Source organism: Sphingobacterium sp. GW821-FHT03E03 (assembly GCF_059420745.1).
On sequence record NZ_JBWKUH010000003.1, the window covers coordinates 40,453 to 59,626 of the forward strand.

17 protein-coding genes are annotated in these 19,174 nt (G+C 38.2%); 11 read left to right on the top strand and 6 right to left on the bottom strand.

The window, feature by feature from the left end; all coding sequences use genetic code 11:
* Nucleotides 1-115: 115 nt before the first annotated feature.
* From AC07UV_RS05160 to AC07UV_RS05185, 6 genes are all read left to right on the top strand, one after another.
* Nucleotides 116-1,741, top strand: a complete 1,626-nt coding sequence (locus AC07UV_RS05160; protein WP_495182945.1) for a S8 family peptidase — start codon at nt 116-118, stop codon at nt 1,739-1,741.
* Between the two features lie 83 nt (nt 1,742-1,824).
* Nucleotides 1,825-2,016, top strand: coding sequence for a hypothetical protein (locus AC07UV_RS05165; protein WP_147420472.1), 192 nt, complete (start codon nt 1,825-1,827; stop codon nt 2,014-2,016).
* Nucleotides 2,017-2,233: 217 nt separating this feature from the next.
* Nucleotides 2,234-2,911, top strand: coding sequence for an endonuclease III (nth, locus tag AC07UV_RS05170; protein WP_495183090.1), 678 nt, complete (start codon nt 2,234-2,236; stop codon nt 2,909-2,911).
* A 67-nt stretch (nt 2,912-2,978) separates the two neighbouring features.
* Nucleotides 2,979-4,004 carry a recombinase RecA gene (gene recA / locus AC07UV_RS05175; protein ID WP_282250580.1) on the top strand — a complete coding sequence of 342 codons (1,026 nt, stop codon included), beginning with the start codon at nt 2,979-2,981 and terminating at the stop codon, nt 4,002-4,004.
* Between the two features lie 208 nt (nt 4,005-4,212).
* Nucleotides 4,213-4,980: an endonuclease/exonuclease/phosphatase family protein gene (locus tag AC07UV_RS05180; RefSeq protein ID WP_495182946.1), complete on the top strand. Its 768-nt coding sequence runs from the start codon at nt 4,213-4,215 to the stop codon at nt 4,978-4,980.
* Between the two features lie 6 nt (nt 4,981-4,986).
* Nucleotides 4,987-6,168 (top strand): metallophosphoesterase family protein, encoded by a 1,182-nt coding sequence (locus tag AC07UV_RS05185; protein ID WP_495182947.1) that lies wholly within the window; start codon nt 4,987-4,989, stop codon nt 6,166-6,168.
* A 110-nt stretch (nt 6,169-6,278) separates the two neighbouring features.
* Here the strand turns inward: AC07UV_RS05185 and pruA are convergent, their stop codons facing one another.
* The 6 genes from pruA to AC07UV_RS05215 form a co-directional block, all read right to left on the bottom strand.
* The gene (pruA, locus tag AC07UV_RS05190; protein ID WP_282250586.1) at nt 6,279-7,916 is read right to left on the bottom strand and encodes an L-glutamate gamma-semialdehyde dehydrogenase; all 1,638 of its coding nucleotides are present in this window, start codon (nt 7,914-7,916) and stop codon (nt 6,279-6,281) included.
* A 174-nt stretch (nt 7,917-8,090) separates the two neighbouring features.
* Nucleotides 8,091-8,744, bottom strand: coding sequence for a peptide-methionine (S)-S-oxide reductase MsrA (msrA, locus tag AC07UV_RS05195; RefSeq protein WP_495182948.1), 654 nt, complete (start codon nt 8,742-8,744; stop codon nt 8,091-8,093).
* Between the two features lie 189 nt (nt 8,745-8,933).
* On the bottom strand, nt 8,934-9,542 hold the full coding sequence (locus AC07UV_RS05200) for a superoxide dismutase (protein ID WP_120261702.1): 609 nt from the start codon (nt 9,540-9,542) through the stop codon (nt 8,934-8,936).
* A 101-nt stretch (nt 9,543-9,643) separates the two neighbouring features.
* Nucleotides 9,644-10,111, bottom strand: a complete 468-nt coding sequence (locus AC07UV_RS05205; protein WP_282250590.1) for a nucleoside deaminase — start codon at nt 10,109-10,111, stop codon at nt 9,644-9,646.
* A gap of 9 nt (nt 10,112-10,120) precedes the next feature.
* A complete protein-coding gene (locus AC07UV_RS05210) occupies nt 10,121-10,462 on the bottom strand; it encodes a tRNA-binding protein (RefSeq protein ID WP_282250593.1) in 342 nt (113 codons plus the stop codon).
* Nucleotides 10,459-10,668: a hypothetical protein gene (locus AC07UV_RS05215; protein WP_120261705.1), complete on the bottom strand. Its 210-nt coding sequence runs from the start codon at nt 10,666-10,668 to the stop codon at nt 10,459-10,461. Before AC07UV_RS05215 ends, AC07UV_RS05210 begins: the two co-directional genes overlap by 4 nt.
* Nucleotides 10,669-10,756: 88 nt before the next feature.
* Here AC07UV_RS05215 and AC07UV_RS05220 point away from each other — a divergent pair, with 88 nt between their 5' ends.
* The 5 genes from AC07UV_RS05220 (at nt 10,757) to AC07UV_RS05240 (ending at nt 18,910) form a co-directional block, all read left to right on the top strand.
* The gene (locus AC07UV_RS05220; RefSeq protein ID WP_495182949.1) at nt 10,757-11,353 is read left to right on the top strand and encodes a porin family protein; all 597 of its coding nucleotides are present in this window, start codon (nt 10,757-10,759) and stop codon (nt 11,351-11,353) included.
* Nucleotides 11,354-11,524: 171 nt separating this feature from the next.
* The gene (locus AC07UV_RS05225; protein ID WP_120261707.1) at nt 11,525-12,295 is read left to right on the top strand and encodes a succinate dehydrogenase cytochrome b subunit; all 771 of its coding nucleotides are present in this window, start codon (nt 11,525-11,527) and stop codon (nt 12,293-12,295) included.
* Nucleotides 12,296-12,353: 58 nt separating this feature from the next.
* Nucleotides 12,354-14,288 carry a fumarate reductase/succinate dehydrogenase flavoprotein subunit gene (locus AC07UV_RS05230; protein ID WP_282250596.1) on the top strand — a complete coding sequence of 645 codons (1,935 nt, stop codon included), beginning with the start codon at nt 12,354-12,356 and terminating at the stop codon, nt 14,286-14,288.
* Nucleotides 14,289-14,302: 14 nt separating this feature from the next.
* Nucleotides 14,303-15,076 (top strand): succinate dehydrogenase/fumarate reductase iron-sulfur subunit, encoded by a 774-nt coding sequence (locus tag AC07UV_RS05235; RefSeq protein WP_199768744.1) that lies wholly within the window; start codon nt 14,303-14,305, stop codon nt 15,074-15,076.
* A gap of 87 nt (nt 15,077-15,163) precedes the next feature.
* Nucleotides 15,164-18,910 carry an ATP-binding protein gene (locus AC07UV_RS05240; protein ID WP_495182950.1) on the top strand — a complete coding sequence of 1,249 codons (3,747 nt, stop codon included), beginning with the start codon at nt 15,164-15,166 and terminating at the stop codon, nt 18,908-18,910.
* Nucleotides 18,911-19,174 lie beyond the last annotated feature (264 nt).

Genomic DNA, 19,174 nt, shown 5'->3' on the forward strand with positions numbered 1-19,174 from the left:
ATAAGCTGATCTATTTTCTATCCTTCATTATCTATATAAAGTCACTTTTAATAAAAATTAACAATTCAACAGGACCAATAATACTATATTTGCTACAGTGCTAGGAGAAAATTTTATGAATTTAAAGAAATCACTATATCTGATTGCCTTGGGTGCTTTACCGATGACCTCGTTTGCTCAAGCTGAGGCTGTTCCTCTGAATTGGTATAACTTAGATTACAACACGGATGGTGTAATGGGTATCAGTACGGAGAAAGCGTATAAAACTTTATTAAAGGGAAAAAAATCAACACCTGTTATTGTCGGTGTATTAGACGGTGGTGTCGATGTTTTCCACGAAGATTTGAAGGATGTCGTTTGGATCAACATAAAAGACAGTGTTTCCAATGGGAAAGATGCTGATGGTAACGGCTATATCAATGACAAATATGGCTGGAACTTTATTGGTAACGCCGATGGAAAAGATGTTCAATTTGACAATCTGGAATTAACGAGGCAATTGCGGATTTTAGACAAAAAATTTGCCCATGTTACCCCAACCACTGAGCTGAATGAAGCGGACAGAAAGGCTTTTTTAGCGTATCAAGGAATGGTAGCAAAATACAAGAATAAGCTGGAAGAAGCCAAAATGGGACAGTTTTCCTATGACGCCCTTAAACGCAATTTGGACGCTGTGGTTGGTGAAATAGGCAAAAAACCTGAAGAAATCACATTGGCTGATCTAGAGAATTTCAACCCAAAATCGAACAATCAACGTATCGCTCTGGGCTATGCAAAAGACGAAATTCAAACGAATGGTTTTGTCAAATTTTTTGACGATATCACCGAGGGAGCGAAGTATTTCAACAATCAAGTTGACTATCATTTAAATAAAGAATATGACTCCCGTCCCATTATTGGCGACAATTATGAAGATGCTTCCGAACGTCATTACGGCAATGCGGATGTAAAGGGACCTGATGCGCTCCATGGAAGCCATGTTGCGGGCATCATCGGTGCTAAACGTAACAATAATATTGGTATAAACGGTGTTGCAGACAATGTCAAAATACTAACAGTACGTTTGGTTCCGGATGGCGATGAACGTGATAAAGATGTCGCAAATGCGATCCGTTATGCAGTAGACAATGGAGCGAAAGTGCTCAATATGAGCTTTGGAAAAAGCTATGCACACAACAAGCAAACAGTGGATGACGCTGTTAAATATGCTGAATCCAAAGATGTCCTACTGGTACATGCTGCCGGAAATGACAGTGAGGATAATGATGTGGAGCCCAATTTTCCAATGAAATACTATACGAATGCGAAGGGGGATACCACAGGAATAGCAAATAATTGGATCACTGTTGGCGCAAGTGGTTTACATCCGGACAACGAACTTCTAGCAGACTTTTCCAATTATGGCAAAAAAACAGTTGATGTTTTTGCTCCGGGGGTTCGGATTAATTCTACTATTCCAGATTCAAAATATAAAGAAGAGCAAGGTACAAGTATGGCTGCCCCTGTCGTTGCGGGACTAGCAGCTATGATACGCTCTTATTACCCTAACCTCTCTGCAACAGAAACCAAGCAGATTATTCTGGAATCTGTTGTAAAACCGGAACAAACGGTCCAGGTAAAAATTAGTGAAGAGGCTACAAAAACCGTCAAATTTGCAGATATTTCTGTAACCGGAGGGATTGTCAATGCATATAACGCCATCATAAAGGCCGAAGAATTTAGTAATAAAAAGAAAAAATAAATAATATTCTCATTTTTCGTATACCAAAACTATCTTTTGTCCGTTTAATTAATTAACTTACAGGGACAAAACTTAAGATGCTTATGGTAGAAAACTTTACCCAATCAGAAAACGAAGTTCAAAATTTACTAACCCAAAACGAGAAGGTAATGACTGATGAGGATATAGAAAATGAATTGAAACTTCAATTACCCAAAATGTTGCTTAATCCAAGCAAGAAATGTATTGCGAATATCATGGCATATTCCAAACAAATGGAAAAAAGAAAGGCCTAATCTTGAGATTAGGCCTTATTTATTGGAATAAAATCAACCCCATCCTCCATCATTTAAGTCGATAAATCGCGCCATAGCATTCCTAAAATAATACCATAAGCCTCCTGTTATGCGAATTATTTTCATTATCTATTTATACTGTAAAAATCAATTTGATAAGCACTGAGTAAGCCGCAAGTTTTCTTTTTTAATGGAAATTTTGGCTAGTTTTGGAGTGATGTTAAAACAAGAACGATACAAGGCTTTTGTGGAATATTTTACCAAAAATAATCCCGATGCGCAAACAGAGCTCAACTATAGTAATCCTTATGAATTACTCGTGGCTGTTATTCTGTCTGCCCAATGCACAGACAAGAGAATTAATCAGGTAACGCCAAAGCTATTTGAACGTTACCCGGATGCACAGACTTTAGCCGCTTCAAGCGTCGATGAAGTATTTACTTATATCCGCTCGGTAAGCTATCCAAATAACAAGGCCAAGCATCTGGTCGGAATGGCACAAATGCTTATTGAAAAATTTAACAATATCGTGCCTGAGCAGATTGAGGATTTGGTCAAGCTCCCCGGCGTAGGTAGAAAAACGGCCAATGTCATTTCGTCGGTGGTATATCATAATCCTGCAATGGCAGTCGATACGCATGTATTCCGTGTGGCTAACCGGCTTGGCTTAACCTACCATGCAACCACTCCGTTGGCGGTAGAGAAACAATTAGTCAAAAATCTCCCGAAAGAAACTATTGCTGTTGCGCACCATTGGTTGATCTTGCATGGACGATATATTTGTCTGGCCCGAAAACCACTTTGCGAAAAATGCCCGATTACCTACATGTGTAAATACTTTGAGAAAACCCATCACATAAAAAGTGCTCCAAGCGCGATAGAAATAAAAAACTAATTTTTTTAGTGATAATATTTGGTTTATTCTTTTTTATTTTTAATTTTGATAAATATATACTAAAAATATGAGCAACACAGATAAGTTAAAAGCGTTACAGCTGACGTTAGATAAATTGGAAAAGAGCTTTGGAAAAGGTTCGATTATGAAATTAGGAGATACAGCTGTTGAGCCTATCGAGGCGATTTCTACAGGGTCCTTAGGATTGGATATTGCTTTGGGAATTGGCGGTGTTCCAAAAGGACGTATCATTGAAATATATGGACCTGAATCTTCGGGTAAAACGACATTAGCAACACACATTGTTGCTGAAGCACAGAAAAAAGGTGGTATTGCAGCAATTATTGATGCTGAACACGCTTTTGACAAATATTACGCACAAAAGCTTGGTGTTGATGTTGAGAACTTATTAATTTCTCAACCAGATAATGGTGAACAAGGTTTAGAAATTGCCGACAATTTAATTCGCTCAGGTGCAATTGATGTTATTGTAATTGACTCTGTAGCTGCATTAGTACCTAAAGGTGAGATTGAAGGTGAAATGGGTGATTCAAAAATGGGTCTTCAAGCCCGTTTAATGTCTCAAGCATTACGTAAGTTGACCGGAACAATTTCCAAAACAAACTGTTGTTGTATTTTCATCAACCAATTACGTGAAAAGATTGGCGTGATGTTCGGTAACCCTGAAACAACAACTGGTGGTAATGCATTGAAGTTCTATGCTTCTGTACGTTTGGATATCCGTCGTACATCGCAGATTAAAGATTCTGACGAGGTATCTGGTAACCGTGTAAAAGTTAAAATTGTAAAAAATAAAGTAGCGCCGCCTTTCCGTATTGCGGAGTTTGATATCATCTTTGGTGAAGGTATCTCAAAAGTCGGTGAAATCATTGACTTAGGTGTTGAATATGGCATCATCAAAAAAGCAGGTTCTTGGTTTAGCTATGGTGAAACCAAATTAGGACAAGGTAGAGATGCTGTAAAAGCCTTATTGTTTGACAATCCAGATCTAATGGATGAACTTGAGGCAAAAATCCGTACTGAAGTAACAGGAGAAGATCCAATGCTTCATGCAGAGGAAAATGAAGACTAGTTGCTGTAAAAATTAGTATAATGTAGGTAGCCATCCTTTTTGGGATGGCTATTCTATTTTATTACCTCCTCCTCTCGCAAAGCTCCGATTAAGTTTAAATGATTATTTTGTTACATGTCCAAAGTTTTGAGTTTGTACGCTATGATTTTAGTATTTTTAGCGGAGCGAACATAAATCGCTGACTACATTCTAAACTTAACTTTGAAAAATGAACCGTAAGCTAATTGCATTTCTTTTGATCCTTTTTGGATCAGTATTCCATCTCAGTGCACAAAAACTCCGCGTACTTTCCTTCAATATTCATCATGGGAATCCACCCTCAGAAAAGGAATCTGTTGTCAATCTCGATACCATCGCTCAAATTATTAAAAACAGTAATGCGGACCTAGTCGGTTTGCAAGAAATTGATGTCAACCTAGGGCGCTCTTACAACAAGGATCAAGCGAAAAAACTAGCTGAACTAACAGGAATGCACTACATTTTCTCAAAAGGAATAGACCTTGAAAAAGGTGAATATGGCACAGCGATATTATCGAAACATCCGATAGAACGCGTAGAAAAACATTTTCTACCTTCTCCCGTTGAAAGCGAACGTCGAAGCTTATCCATTATTGAAGTGCGTATCAACAATAAGAAAATCTTATTTGCGAACACCCACCTAGATCTAAAAGACAAGAACAAAATCGCACAGGCAAAGTTCATTACATCACGTTTCAAAAATGAAAAGCTACCGACGATCCTGGTCGGCGATTTAAACTCCGAACCCACTGATCCTGCGATTAAAGAGCTTGGCATGTTATTCACAAAAACGACTAGCAAAAATGGCTTAACCTTTCCACAAGATAAGCCTAATACCGAAATAGACTATATTATGGTCAATACGTCATCACATCCAAAATTCTTCAACCATCGTGTCCTTGAAGAGAAATATGCGAGCGATCATCGACCATTATATGTTGAAATCGAAATTAAATAACCCATTATGAATTTTAATAGAAGAAGATTTTTAGAAGCGCTAGCGCTGGCAGGAATTACATTGCCCAATATCAGCGTCGCTAAAGAAAAAGAAACAGAAAATCCGGAAGGAGATTTTAGTTTTATAGTCCCCGCTTATTTACAGAATCAGACAGAGACGGGCATCAGCATCTTTACAATCTTGAGCAAACCTGCTGTAGCTCGGCTGGAAATCCTTGACAATGCAGGTAATGTACAGCAAACGATCCACCAATCCGAAGATGGTATGATTAATGCAAATACAGATTTCTTTCATTTTACCGTCGAGGAAGCCCCCAGATCTTTCCGCTATCGCATCAAGGCAAAAGAAATTCAAAAATTCGATCCCTATAAGATTGTCTATGCACAAGAAATCGAAACGCCAATCTTTGAGGCCAAGCTGGCGAAAAATAATCAAGAACAAGTTCGTTGCCTGGTCTATAATGATGTTCATGAAGAAAAAAGTAGCTATCGCGATCTTGTCCCCAATCAAGACACCTCAATCTATGATTTCTTTGTCCTGAATGGAGACTCTTTTCATTATGTGAGCAATCAGGAAGACATTACAGAAAAATTATTGAAGCCTATCGAATTTATTGCGACAGGCAAACCTTTCATTATGAACCGTGGAAACCATGAAACGAGAGGTTCCTTTGCCCGCAATTTCAAACGGTATTTCGGCTATCCCAACAATAAATATTACCAAGCTTTCAAAAGGGGGCCTATTTTTTGGATTATGCTAGACAGCGGTGAGGATAAACCAGACAGCCATGAAGTGTATGCTGGTACCGTAGATTACGACAATTACAGAAAAGAACAGGCGAAGTGGCTGGAAACGGTATTACAATCTAAAGAAAGAAAGTCTGCCCAACACACAGTAGTTATCAGCCATATCCCTATATTCCATTCAGATGAATGGCATGGCACATTGCATAATCGGGAATGCTTCCATCCTTTGTTTCAGAAATATAAAATAGATGCAATGGTCTCTGGCCATACGCATCAATATGGATACTATCCAGCAGATAAGGACCACAATTATCCTGTATTTATAGGCGGTGGCCCAAAGGCTGGAAAAAGGACCATTATCGACATTTCGGGATCTGCCAAATCACTGGCTATTCGAATGACCCGAGACGACGGAACTGAACTGGGAAAGTTTACAAAATAATAAAGGCACTCCATAACGGAGTGCCTTTATTATTTTGAATGTATCTGCTATCGTCGATAGCGCTTGAAACCAGGCTATGGTTACCGCCGTACAGGATAATTCGATTTATTTTATTCACCTTTTTCTAAGAAAGGGTATCTGTAATCCGTATCTGGATTGAACGTTTCTTTGATTGTACGAGGAGATACCCAACGCAACAAGTTGATCATAGATCCAGCTTTGTCGTTTGTACCTGAACCTCTCGCACCACCAAATGGTTGTTGACCTACCACAGCTCCAGTACATTTATCATTCACATAGAAGTTACCCGCAGCATGTCTCAATTTATCTGTAGCTAAATTAATAGCATAGCGGTCTTGTGCGATAATTGAACCAGTCAATGCATAGATAGAAGTTGTATCAACGATATCTAATGTTTCCTCGAACTTAGCGTCTTCATAAACGTATACGGTCAATACTGGACCGAACAATTCTTCGACCATTGTTTCGTAATCTGGCTTTGAAGCTTCAATGATCGTTGGATGAATGAAATAGCCTTTAGACTTATCATAAGTACCACCAACTACGATCTCTGCCTCATTGGATTCTTTCGCACGATCGATGTATTTTGCTAATTTATCAAATGATTTCTCGTCGATAACCGCATTGAAAAAATTTGTAAAATCTTCAGTTCCACCTATTGTAAATGACTTCACATCATTAGTCATAGACTCCTTTAATGCTGGCCATAATGATTTAGGAATATATGCACGTGAAGCTGCTGAACATTTTTGACCTTGGTATTCAAATGCTCCACGAACCAAAGCTGTATTTGCAGCTTTTAGATCAGCTGAAGGGTGCACAACAATAAAATCTTTACCACCTGTCTCACCAACGATACGTGGATAAGTTTTATAACGATGGATATTGTCACCGATAGTTTTCCAGATATCTTGGAATACACCTGTTGAACCGGTAAAGTGGATACCAGCGAAATCAGGATGTTGGAAAATCACATCACCAGCATCTGGTCCCGAAACATACACTAAATTGATAACACCATCCGGAAGTCCAGCTTCACGGAAGATTTTCATCAGTACGTTTGCTGAGTAGATCTGCGTATTAGATGGTTTCCATACAACAACATTTCCCATCATAGCAACACATGAAGGTAAGTTACCTGCAATAGCTGTAAAATTGAATGGTGTCAACGCAAACACAAAGCCTTCAAGAGGACGTTGTTCTACACGGTTCCATACACCTTTTCCAGATACAGGAGGTTGTTGCTTATAGATTTCGCTCATATATTGCACGTTGAAACGCAAGAAATCTATAATCTCACAAGCTGAGTCAATTTCCGCTTGATATGGGTTCTTCGATTGACCCAACATTGTCGCAGCATTTAACTCATAACGGTATTTCCCTGAAATCAATTCAGCTGCTTTCAAGAATATCGCCGCACGATCTTCCCATGCTAGATTTTCCCAATCCTTTTTAGCTGCCAAAGCAGCATTGATTGCATCTGTTACATGAGATTTCTCGCCTTGATTGTATTGACCTAAAATATGTTGATGGTCATGTGGAGGAGCTAGGGTTACTTTTTTAGAAGTAGTTATTTCTTTACCACCAATATACATTGGGATATCGATTTGTTTCGAACGTGCTTCATCAATTGCTGCTTTCAACAACTTACGTTCTTTCGTTCCGACAGCGTAAGTATACACCGGTTCATTTGCAGGAACAGGAACTGTAAAAAATCCTTTAGACATATTACAATTATTTATTATTCATCCAAAAAAATTGCTATTTATTGGCGATGAAGCTATCAGGTTTTCTCATCTCATTATTTGACCTGAGAAAACCTGATGGTTTCAACTTATTAGCACCACACTAAATGGTGCCAATAGGAGTAAAATTACCTTAAATTTTATGAATACCCAAAGTTACTCTCCTTCTTTGAGCACCTTGGAAAAGATACGTTTAAATTTTTCCAATTTCGGTTTAATAACCAATTGACAATATGGTTCCTTACCATTTAACCTATAATAGTCTTGATGATAGTCCTCTGCGGGATAAAATACAGCTGTTGGTACGACCTCAGTTACGATCGGTTCATTATAGACTTTCTCCTTATTCAGAGCCGCGATATAAAACTGGACTTTATCCAGCTGCTCCTTGCTATGGACAAATATGGCCGAGCGGTATTGTGTCCCTACATCATCCCCCTGACGGTTGAGTTGTGTAGGGTCGTGCGCGACAAAAAAGGCCTCCAATAGCTTATCATAACTGATCACTTTCGGATCATAAATAATATTAGTTGCCTCAGCATGCCCCGTATTACCTGTACAGACCTGAGCATAGCTGGGATTTGCTACCCATCCGCCTGTATATCCGGAAACAACCTTGTGTACACCTCTCAACTCCTTAAACTGTGCTTCAGTACACCAAAAACAACCTGCAGCAAATGTTGCGGTATCTAAGCTCCCTACACTTTTTTCCGGTAGTTTAGAAAAGTCCGTTTTCGCAGTCTTTGGCTCTTGAGCACGACAAGCGCTCAACAAAAAAATAGCTGTAAAAATTATAATAATATCTTTCATAGGTATATCATTATCTTGTGAGTCTATAACATGATTATGATCTTAAAAGATCAGATATTTAGCATGTAAAAGCTCTCTACGTTAGGTTAAAAACAAAAACAGATATTGCACACCCCTTTCATCCTTAAAGCAAAGAAGCGACAATAAATTCTTATTGTCGCTTCTTTGTGTACCTATCAAAATGATCAATTATTTTGCTGCAGCATAATTTTGTGCTACGGCATCCCAATTGATAACATTAAAGATTTCCTCCAAATAAGCTGGACGTTTATTTTGGAATTTCAAGTAGTACGCATGTTCCCAAACGTCAATACCTAAAACTGGCGTTCCTTTTACTTCAGCAACGTCCATCAAGGGATTGTCTTGATTAGGCGTAGAAGTTACCGCTAATTTACCATCAGCGCCTACGATCAACCATGCCCAGCCTGATCCAAAACGCGTAGCACCAGCAGCTTGAAGTTGTTTTTTTAACTCATCAAATGAACCGAAAGTTGCATTGATTGCTTCCGCCAATTCACCTGTTGGAGCCCCACCAGCATTTGGACCTAAAACTTTCCAAAACAAAGAGTGGTTGAAATGACCACCACCATTGTTGCGAACAGCTGCTGAATATTTGCTCACATTCTTGATGATATCTAATAAAGATAAGTTCTCTGCATCTGTTCCTGCGATTGCTTTATTTAAGTTGTCCACGTATGCCTGATGGTGTCTGTCATGGTGGATTTCCATTGTAGTCTTGTCAATATGTGGTTCTAATGCGTCGGCTGCGTATGGTAACGCTTCTAATTCAAATGCCATATCTATTTTAATTTAAATGTTTATTACTTCGTTTTTATATACAAATATAACACAATATAGCCTGTTATGTTTTTATGTGTTACAATAAATTCGATATTTTGTTAGCGTTTTTGACGAAAAAATGATTTTACCAAATCGGCACATTCTTCCTGCAAAACACCTTGGGTAACGACGGTCTTCGGATGTAAAATCTTATCATGAAAATGGGAATAACCACGCTTTTCATCCTTCGCACCGTAGACAATTTTACTGATATGTGTCCAATATGCCGCCCCGGCACACATGATACATGGTTCTATGGTCACATATAATGTACAATCGTCCAGATATTTTCCACCAAGATAATTTGCTGCTGCTGTAAAAGCCTGCATTTCGGCATGGGCCGTTACATCATTCAAGCGTTGTGTGAGATTATGCCCTTTACCGATAACACGTCCTTTATGCACGATAACAGCACCAATCGGAACCTCCCCTTCTTCGAAAGCTTTCTTTGCTTCATTTAATGCCATGCGCATAAATGATTCATCACTATCGATTAATTGTGTTCCTTCAAAATCTATAAATGTCATGCCACAAACTTAACTAAGTTTCGATCCATTTGGTAATTTTCTGTCCACAGAAGTCAAAATAATATCACCATTTGCATCAGCGAATCCGGTTACCAGACACTCAGAAAAAAAATTAGCGATCTGCTTCTTTGGAAAATTCACCACTGCAACAACCTGTTTCCCGATCAGTTCCTCCTTACTATAATGTACTGTAATCTGGGCACTGCTTTGCAATATTCCAATTTCACTTCCAAAATCAAGTTTCAATTGATAAGCTGGCTTTTTAGCTTTCGGAAAATCCTGTACGTCCAAAATAGTTCCCACACGTAAATCTAATTTTTCGAAATCTGCCCAACCAATGGTGTCACTCATAATCTATTGCTATCGATGTCCTGAATTTCCTTACCAATTGTAAATATAATATAAGAGGGTTTGCGTTTTAAACGCGAAGAGAGTTTATGGATCAGTTTGTCTTCCTCGCCTGCTTGAAAAGCTAGATCCTCATCGCTTAGATGGTTATACTTGCGACGGAGTTTTTCTTTCGCAACCTGCCATTGTTCTTCGTTAATTTTCAGCATAACTATGATTTAGGTATAAAATTTGTATATCTTTACCAAACTTGTGAAAGTTTGTTTAAAGATACAATATATACATAAATAAAAAATTATGAAAAAGATTTTACCAGCATTACTATTGATTTGTGGTAGCGTAGCAACAGCACAAGCGCAGCTATTGCCTGGATTTGAGGTCGGTTTAAAAGGCGCCTTGAATTTTTCTAAATTTAAAAGTGATGGCAAGTATTTCAGTTCAGACAATAAAGCGGGTTATCAGGCAGGTCTTTATGGACGTGTTGGTGTATTGGGATTCCATGTTCAACCTGAGGTTTATTTAACAGGTAAAAATACCACTGTAAAAGCAGAAAATGGAGAAACTACTGACGTTAAGTTTACAACAGTTGATATTCCTGTATTGTTAGGCAAGCGCTTTGGCTTAGGTCCAATTGGAGCGAGAATCCAGACTGGTCCAATTTTTTCGTTTAAAGTGGATGATAACCAGGAAAAAATCATTGAGCAGCTGAATCCAAACAGCTACAAAAAAAGTGGTACCTCTTGGGCTTTTGGTGTTGGTGCTGATATTTCAAGCTTACGTGTAGATCTACGCTACGAAATGGGCTTGAACAAGGTCAACAATGAGAGTCAGGCAAATCCAAAAATCAACATGTGGAGTATTGGTTTAGGCTATAGATTATTCAGTATTCTATAGTACATTAACCCGAGTATATATACCATTAAAAAGTCCGTTTTTATCCAAAACGGACTTTTTATTTTAAGAAACTTTAGAACCGTTCTAAATTATTCCTTTTTCTTGTCAAAATGGTATCATATTTAATAGCAAATAGTAGATTTGCCTAATTAAAATTAAATTACAAGGATAATGAGTAAATCAAAGCCAGTTTTCAGTTCTTCGATTGGGAAGAAGCTAATCATGAGCTTAACAGGAATCTTCCTATGTTTATTCCTAGTTGTTCACTTGGTTGGTAACTTGCAATTATTTAAAGATGATGCGGGTCTAGCGTTCAACAAATACGCTTATTTCATGACTCACTTTACACCAATCAAAGTTGTTTCTTACTTATTGTATGCTTCGGTCATCGTTCACGTCATCTACGCCATTACATTGTCGATGAAAAACAAAGCCGCCCGTCCTATTGGTTATGCCAAATATGATGGTCAAGCAAACAGTAAATGGAATTCACGCAACATGGGTATCTTAGGTACTGTCATTTTAGTATTCCTAGCTACGCACATGTCTAATTTTTGGTGGAAGTTTCACAATGATGAAGTACCGTACATCGAATACCGTACTGATTTGGCAACTGGACAAACAACAGCTAGAGAACTTCAAGCTTCTGAATTCCACGACTACCAAGAAACGGTAGAAAACAACGTTCAAATCTTAAAAGCAAGAGATTTGTACAAACAAGTTGACTTTGCCTTCAAAAATGTAGCTTTAGTCGCTTTATATCTTGTTGCGATGGCAGCTTTGGCATTCCACTTAATTCATGGTTTCCAATCTGCATTCCAAACTTTAGGTTTCAACCACAGAAGATATATTGGAATTATCAGAGCAATCGGAGTTTGGGTATTTGGGGTATTAATTCCTATTGGCTTTGCAATGATGCCATTGTTTTTCTTCTTTAAATAATTCAGAATCTTTTAAGATGAGGCCTTAGGCTTTATCGATCAATATAAAATTAAGAGATATGTTAGATTCAAAAGTACCAGCGGGCCCATTAGCCCAAAAGTGGTCAAATCATAAATTTAATCTTAAGTTGGTTAACCCTGCTAACAAACGTAAATTTACCGTTATCGTTGTTGGTACAGGACTTGCTGGTGCATCTGCAGCAGCATCTTTAGCTGAGTTAGGATATAATGTAATTACCTTCTGTTACCAAGATTCACCTCGTCGTGCGCACTCAATTGCGGCGCAAGGTGGTATTAACGCGGCAAAGAGCTACCAAAATGATGGTGACTCTGTGTTCCGTCTATTCTACGATACAATTAAAGGTGGTGACTACCGTTCACGTGAGGCAAATGTTTATCGTTTGGCCGAAGTATCTGTAAACATCATCGACCAATGTGTTGCGCAAGGTGTTCCTTTTGCACGTGAATATGGTGGCTTATTGGACAACCGTTCCTTCGGTGGTGCTCAGGTAAGCCGTACGTTCTATGCGCGTGGTCAAACTGGACAACAATTGTTGTTAGGCGCGTATTCAGCATTGAACCGTCAAATCAAAAAAGGAAAAGTAAAATCATATACTCGTCATGAGATGTTGGATTTGGTCATGATCGACGGTCATGCCAAAGGTATCGTAACTCGTGACTTGGTATCAGGTAAAGTTGAAACACATGCAGCACATGCGGTATTGATGTGTACTGGTGGTTATGGTAACGTATTCTTCTTGTCTACAAATGCAATGGGATGTAACGTTACAGCAGCTTGGAGAGCACACAAACGTGGTGCTTACTTCGCTAACCCTTGTTACACTCAAATTCACCCAACTTGTATTCCTGTAACTGGAGATCACCAGTCTAAATTGACGTTGATGTCAGAGTCATTACGTAACGATGGCCGTGTATGGGTTCCTAAGACTCAAGAGATGGCTGAAAGATTACGTAAAGGTGAAATCAAAGCCAACGACATCAAAGAAGATGACAGAGATTACTTCCTGGAACGTAAATACCCTTCATTTGGTAACTTAGTACCTCGTGACGTAGCATCACGTAATGCAAAAGAAGCTGTTGATGATGGCCGTGGTGTTGGTAAAACTGGTTTCGCAGTATTCTTGGATTTCAAAGAAGCTATTGGCCGTCTAGGCGAAGATGCTGTACGTGCTAAATATGGCAACTTATTTGACATGTACTACCAAATCACTGACGAAAACCCTTACAAACAACCAATGCGTATCTACCCTGCTGTTCACTATACAATGGGTGGTGTATGGGTAGACTACAACTTGATGACTACAATCCCAGGTTTGTATGCTTTAGGTGAGTGTAACTTCTCTGACCACGGTGCAAACCGTTTAGGTGCTTCGGCATTGATGCAAGGTCTTGCTGATGGTTATTTCGTGATCCCTTACACTGTGGGTGATTACCTAGCTAAACTAGGTTCTTTCGCACCAGTAGATCACAGCCATCCTGCTTTCGAATCTACGCGTAAAGAGGTTGAAGAGAAAATCAATAAATTGTTATCCCTAAACGGTACACAAACTGTTGATGATATCCACAAAAAATTAGGTCTCATCATGTGGGAATACTGTGGAATGGCGCGTACTGCTGAAGGATTACAGAAAGCACAAGGTTTGATCCAAGAGTTGAAAAAAGAATTCTGGACTAACGTCAGAGTTCTTGGAGAGAACGAAGAATTAAATCTTTCTTTAGAAAAAGCTGGCCGTGTAGCTGACTTCTTGGAATTGGGTGAATTAATGGTTGTTGATGCATTGCAACGCGCTGAGTCTTGTGGTGGTCACTTCCGCCTGGAAAGCCAAACTGAAGAAGGTGAAGCAAAACGTAATGACGAGGAGTTCGCATATGTATCTGCTTGGGAATACAAAGGAGACAATGTACCTGAGGAATTACACAAGGAAGACTTGGTATTCGAAAACGTTCAGTTAACACAAAGAAGTTATAAATAAGAAGGAAAATTATCATGGCACAACATATGAATTTAACGCTGAAAGTTTGGCGTCAAAAAAATGATAAAGATAAAGGTCAATTTGTAACTTATCAGGCAAACGACATCGCTGATGATATGTCTTTCCTAGAGATGCTTGATATTGTGAATGAGGAATTGACACGTAAAGGTGAAGACCCTGTATATTTCGATCACGATTGTCGTGAAGGTATCTGTGGGATGTGTTCATTAGTAATCAATGGTCGCCCTCATGGTCCTAAAGAAGGTACTACAACATGTCAATTGCACATGCGTAGTTTCCACGATGGACAAACGATCGTAATCGAACCTTGGAGAGCTGCTGCATTCCCAGTCTTGAAAGACCTTGCTGTTGATCGTACTGCTTTTGACCGCATTCAACAAGCCGGTGGATATGTGAATATCAATACAGGTGGTGTCCCTGATGCCAATGTCATTCCTATTCCGAAACGTATCGCTGACGAAGCTTTCGAATCTGCTACTTGTATCGGTTGTGGTGCTTGTGTTGCAGCTTGTAAAAATGCTTCTGCAATGTTATTCGTATCTGCTAAAGTATCTCAATTTGCATTATTGCCGCAAGGTCAAACTGAGCGTTACGAACGTGCACAAGCAATGGTAGATCAAATGGATGCTGAAGGATTCGGTAACTGTACCAATACAGGTGCTTGTGAAGCTGAATGTCCAGTAGGTATTAAATTAACTAATATCGCGCGTTTGAACCGCGAGTACTTGACTGCGAAAATTTTCAAACAAGAAGAACCGCACGCTTAAGCATTTTAGAATAAAATAATATAAAAGTCCTTGCCCTGAGAAAGCAAGGACTTTTTTTTATATTTACAATAATGTAAATTGACGCACGTGAATTCTGGTATAAAAATTCGTTTACTTCTACTGATCTTAACACTATGCTTTATAGGAACAGCTATCACCATCAAAGAATCTGTTACAAATAAGGAAATACTCGACATTGATACCAAATCCCTCAATGATTATGTTGCCAAACAGGAGAAAAAAGTAGATCGTCTTTTTAAGGATTCATTGCTTCTCAAAACATTTAAGAATTATGATCAATATCCAATAGCTGTCTATCAAGCTTTTGAAAGATATAAAAATGATGAAAAGGTTTATTTATTCCTATTTAAGGATCATGAACCAAAAATGTGGAGCACACATTTATTTGTTCCCATCACTGATCAGGGCTTTTTAGAAAAGTCAAATTTTGTACAGGATGATAACCGCTCTTATGTCGTCCGTAAAAAAACAATCGGAAATATAAGCATACTTGCGTATATCCTTGTTAAGCCCTATACCAATAACAACAATCCATATTTAAACTCTTCTTTACGACGAAACTTCTTCGATACCCGGAACATTGATATTGCGTCCTATACAGATACGGTAGCAATTAAAAACATCTATAGTAACGAGGGGTCCTACCTCTTTTCGGTGAAGCTCAAAGATGGTGACCATGAAAATATCTATACCATTCTGCAGTTCTTTTGCTGGTTGCTGGCATGGATTGCACTGTTGATATTCTTCAATAGTCTCTGTCTACACATGGCCAAGACCAAAAGGGCTTGGTGGGCAATAGCACTACTTGCGGGTGTATTTATTCTAGTCAAATTTGCGGATCTAAAATGGAATCTACTCTCCGAAAATGCGACGTTCGCTATATTTGATTCACGCAATTATGCCTACAATAGCTTCTTTCCTAATATTTGGTCCGTTTTATCAACCACAATATTGATTCTCTGGCTCATACTATTTATCTACTCTATCCGAAAGGAACTCAATTTCGATAAAATAAAAAGCATTCGGATCTTCAAACTACCCGTCGCGATTGCATTTATATTGAGCATTTATTTATCCTTTGCATTTTTATATGATATTGCTGGGACATTAATTACCCATTCAAATAATATCTATTTTGACTTTACCAAACTCGTTGATCTGCATTTCCTGAGCTGGGTAGATCTTGGCATTGTCGGTATGGGTATTCTAGCATTAAATATTTACATAGACTTAGTATTGTTTATTCTTAAAAAGTTAGAACTAAAGCCCACTCAACTATTAAATATTCAACTAGCCAGTGTCATCTTTGTCATTCTCATTATTTCGATCTACATTGAAAAGAACAGCTTGGTCAATCTACTTTTGGCGTTAATTATTCTGATCAAATCCTTTGGTGAGAAGTATTTCGACAGGCATGTATTGACCAACTATATTGCCGTTTTGATCCTTTGGGCTATCATAAGTGCTATTACTCATGCACGTTTCTACCAAGAACGGGATCTTATTGATATGAAGATATTGTTGAACAATCTGCAGTCAGAAGACGACCTAAACGCTGTTTCGCTATTCTCGGATATCGAGAGCGGTATCTCTAACGACAAGGAATTAAAACACCTCTTTAACATCAGTCTACCCTATACCAATACAGAGGAAATCAATAACTTCATCAAGAAGAAATACTTTAGTGGATATCTCACGAAATATGAATTTAAAGCATATTATTATGATCAGAATAATATGCCATTAAACCCAAATGGCCAAAACAGAATCAATGAATATCGGGAGAAAGTAATCAATAAGTCAATAAAGGTCACTCAAAATTTTTACCGCGCCAGTGCTGAACTTGGAACACATGAATACTTTTCGATCATTCCAGTGACGATCGATCAAAACAGGATCGTTAATGTGATCATCAATCTATCTAACAAGGATTTCAGCTACACAGTACCCTATCCTGAGATATTAACAGATATGCGCATCAACAATTCGCAATATTATAATAAAGGAGAGTATTCGATTGCCCTATATAAAGGCGGTTCGCTGGTTACACAGTTTGGAAAATATACATATGAAAATAACCTTCGTGGATTAAAGGGTGGACCCGGAGAATACATTGAAGTGCTTGATCGAGATTCATACCTGCATATGGCCTATATTGCCAATACCTTTTCGACTTATATCATTAGCAAACAAAAACCTTCTTTCTGGGACTATGTAGCCACAACCTCTTTCTTATTTTTGGTATTTTTCATGATTTTCGTGATTTTCCATTATGCGGCGGCATTTTATATCTTTCTCAAGAATACAAAACTTACGTTCCGTAACTTGAAATATCAGTTCTATAAAATCATAAACAAAATACAGTATTCCACACGTATCCAGACCTCGATTATTTCCTCGGTTATATTAGCTATTTTGATATCAGCCGTGATTTCATATATCAGTATCAATAAACAACTCTACAATAACAACAGGAATAGCAAAGAGCGTTTTATTATCGAACTGGGCAAGCGGTTGGAAAATATGTTAACCTCTACAGAGGAAATCCCTAATGAAGACCAGCTCACCAATATTTTAAAAACTTTATCCGAAACGATATCGAAGGATTTCAATTTGTACTCAAAATCGGGCAAATTATTATATAGTTCCCAGCCAAGAATCTATGATCTGGAGCTGTTCTCCATGTTCATCAATCCAGCCGCGCTCAAAAATCTCTCCCTGCTTAAAAAATCAGAAACAATTGAAGATGAACGTATCGGAACGTTCCAGTTCGAGACGAGTTATGCCACAATAAGGGACAAGGACTATAGCACGTTGGCCTATATTGGCATTCCGAATTTTTCCCTTCAAAAGGAAGAGAATATCAATAAGAACTTATTATTAAACACTATTGTTAATATTTATTCTTTAATTATCATAGGTTTCGGCTTTTATGCGACTTTCGTAGCCAATAGTGTGACCAATCCGCTCAGTATAATCAGTAAAAAAATATCCCAGTTACGATTGGGGCAGCCCAATGAACCTTTATTCTGGCAGCGAAATGACGAAATAGGAACATTGATCAAAGAGTACAACCTTATGATCATAAAGCTGGAAGACTATGCCAATAAAATAAAGGATACCGAGCGTGAATCGACCTGGCGGGAAATGGCACAACAGATTGCCCATGAGATCAAAAATCCGTTAACACCGATGAAATTAGGTATACAGCAGCTCAGAAGGTCCTATAAAGATGATGATCCTAAATTTCCTGATCGCTTCAATAAATTTTCAACTTCATTTATTGAACAAATAGATGCCTTAACACAAATTGCCTCAGAGTTTTCTCACTTTGCAAAATTTCCAACGACTGTGATGGAAAATATCAATATTGTGGAGAAAATAACGAAGTCGATATCGGTATACAATAATACACCAAATGTCAACATCCGATTAATAAACAATGCTGATCAAAAAACATTGATTGTTAAAGCAGATGGAAACGAGTTATTAAGGACCTTCAATAATTTGATAAAAAACGCTATCGAAGGGGGATATGGGCGAAAAAACATGAAGATAGAGATCTCTATCGAACGATACTCTGACAAGTTCGTCAAAATAGATGTCAAGGATAATGGCTATGGTATCCCTGCAGCAATGAAAGATAAAATATTCCAGATCAACTTCACAACGAAGAGTTCAGGAAATGGTCTAGGCTTGGTGCTCGTCAAGAAAACAATCGAAGCAAGTAATGGACAGATCTATTTTGAGACAATGGAAGGTGAAGGTACGACATTCCATATTTTGCTTCCGTTACAACAAATTGAGTCTTAATTATAGTGGATGTTATGAACCCAATCCCATATATGAAACTTACCTCACATAGAATCCATCTATTTATTAGAATCAAGTTATTATCGGACAGTTGAGAAGTATAAACAGTTCCAATAGATTCTTTGTTAAGGGCTTTACACAAAGTCTACTGCTCCTATTGACCTTCCTAAAATAAAGGAAGAATAAGGGCAGCACCGCTACTAAAGAGGCTCTAATTACGAAATACGGCTGCAAAAAGTAAAAGTGAACCTATTCAGGACGAAT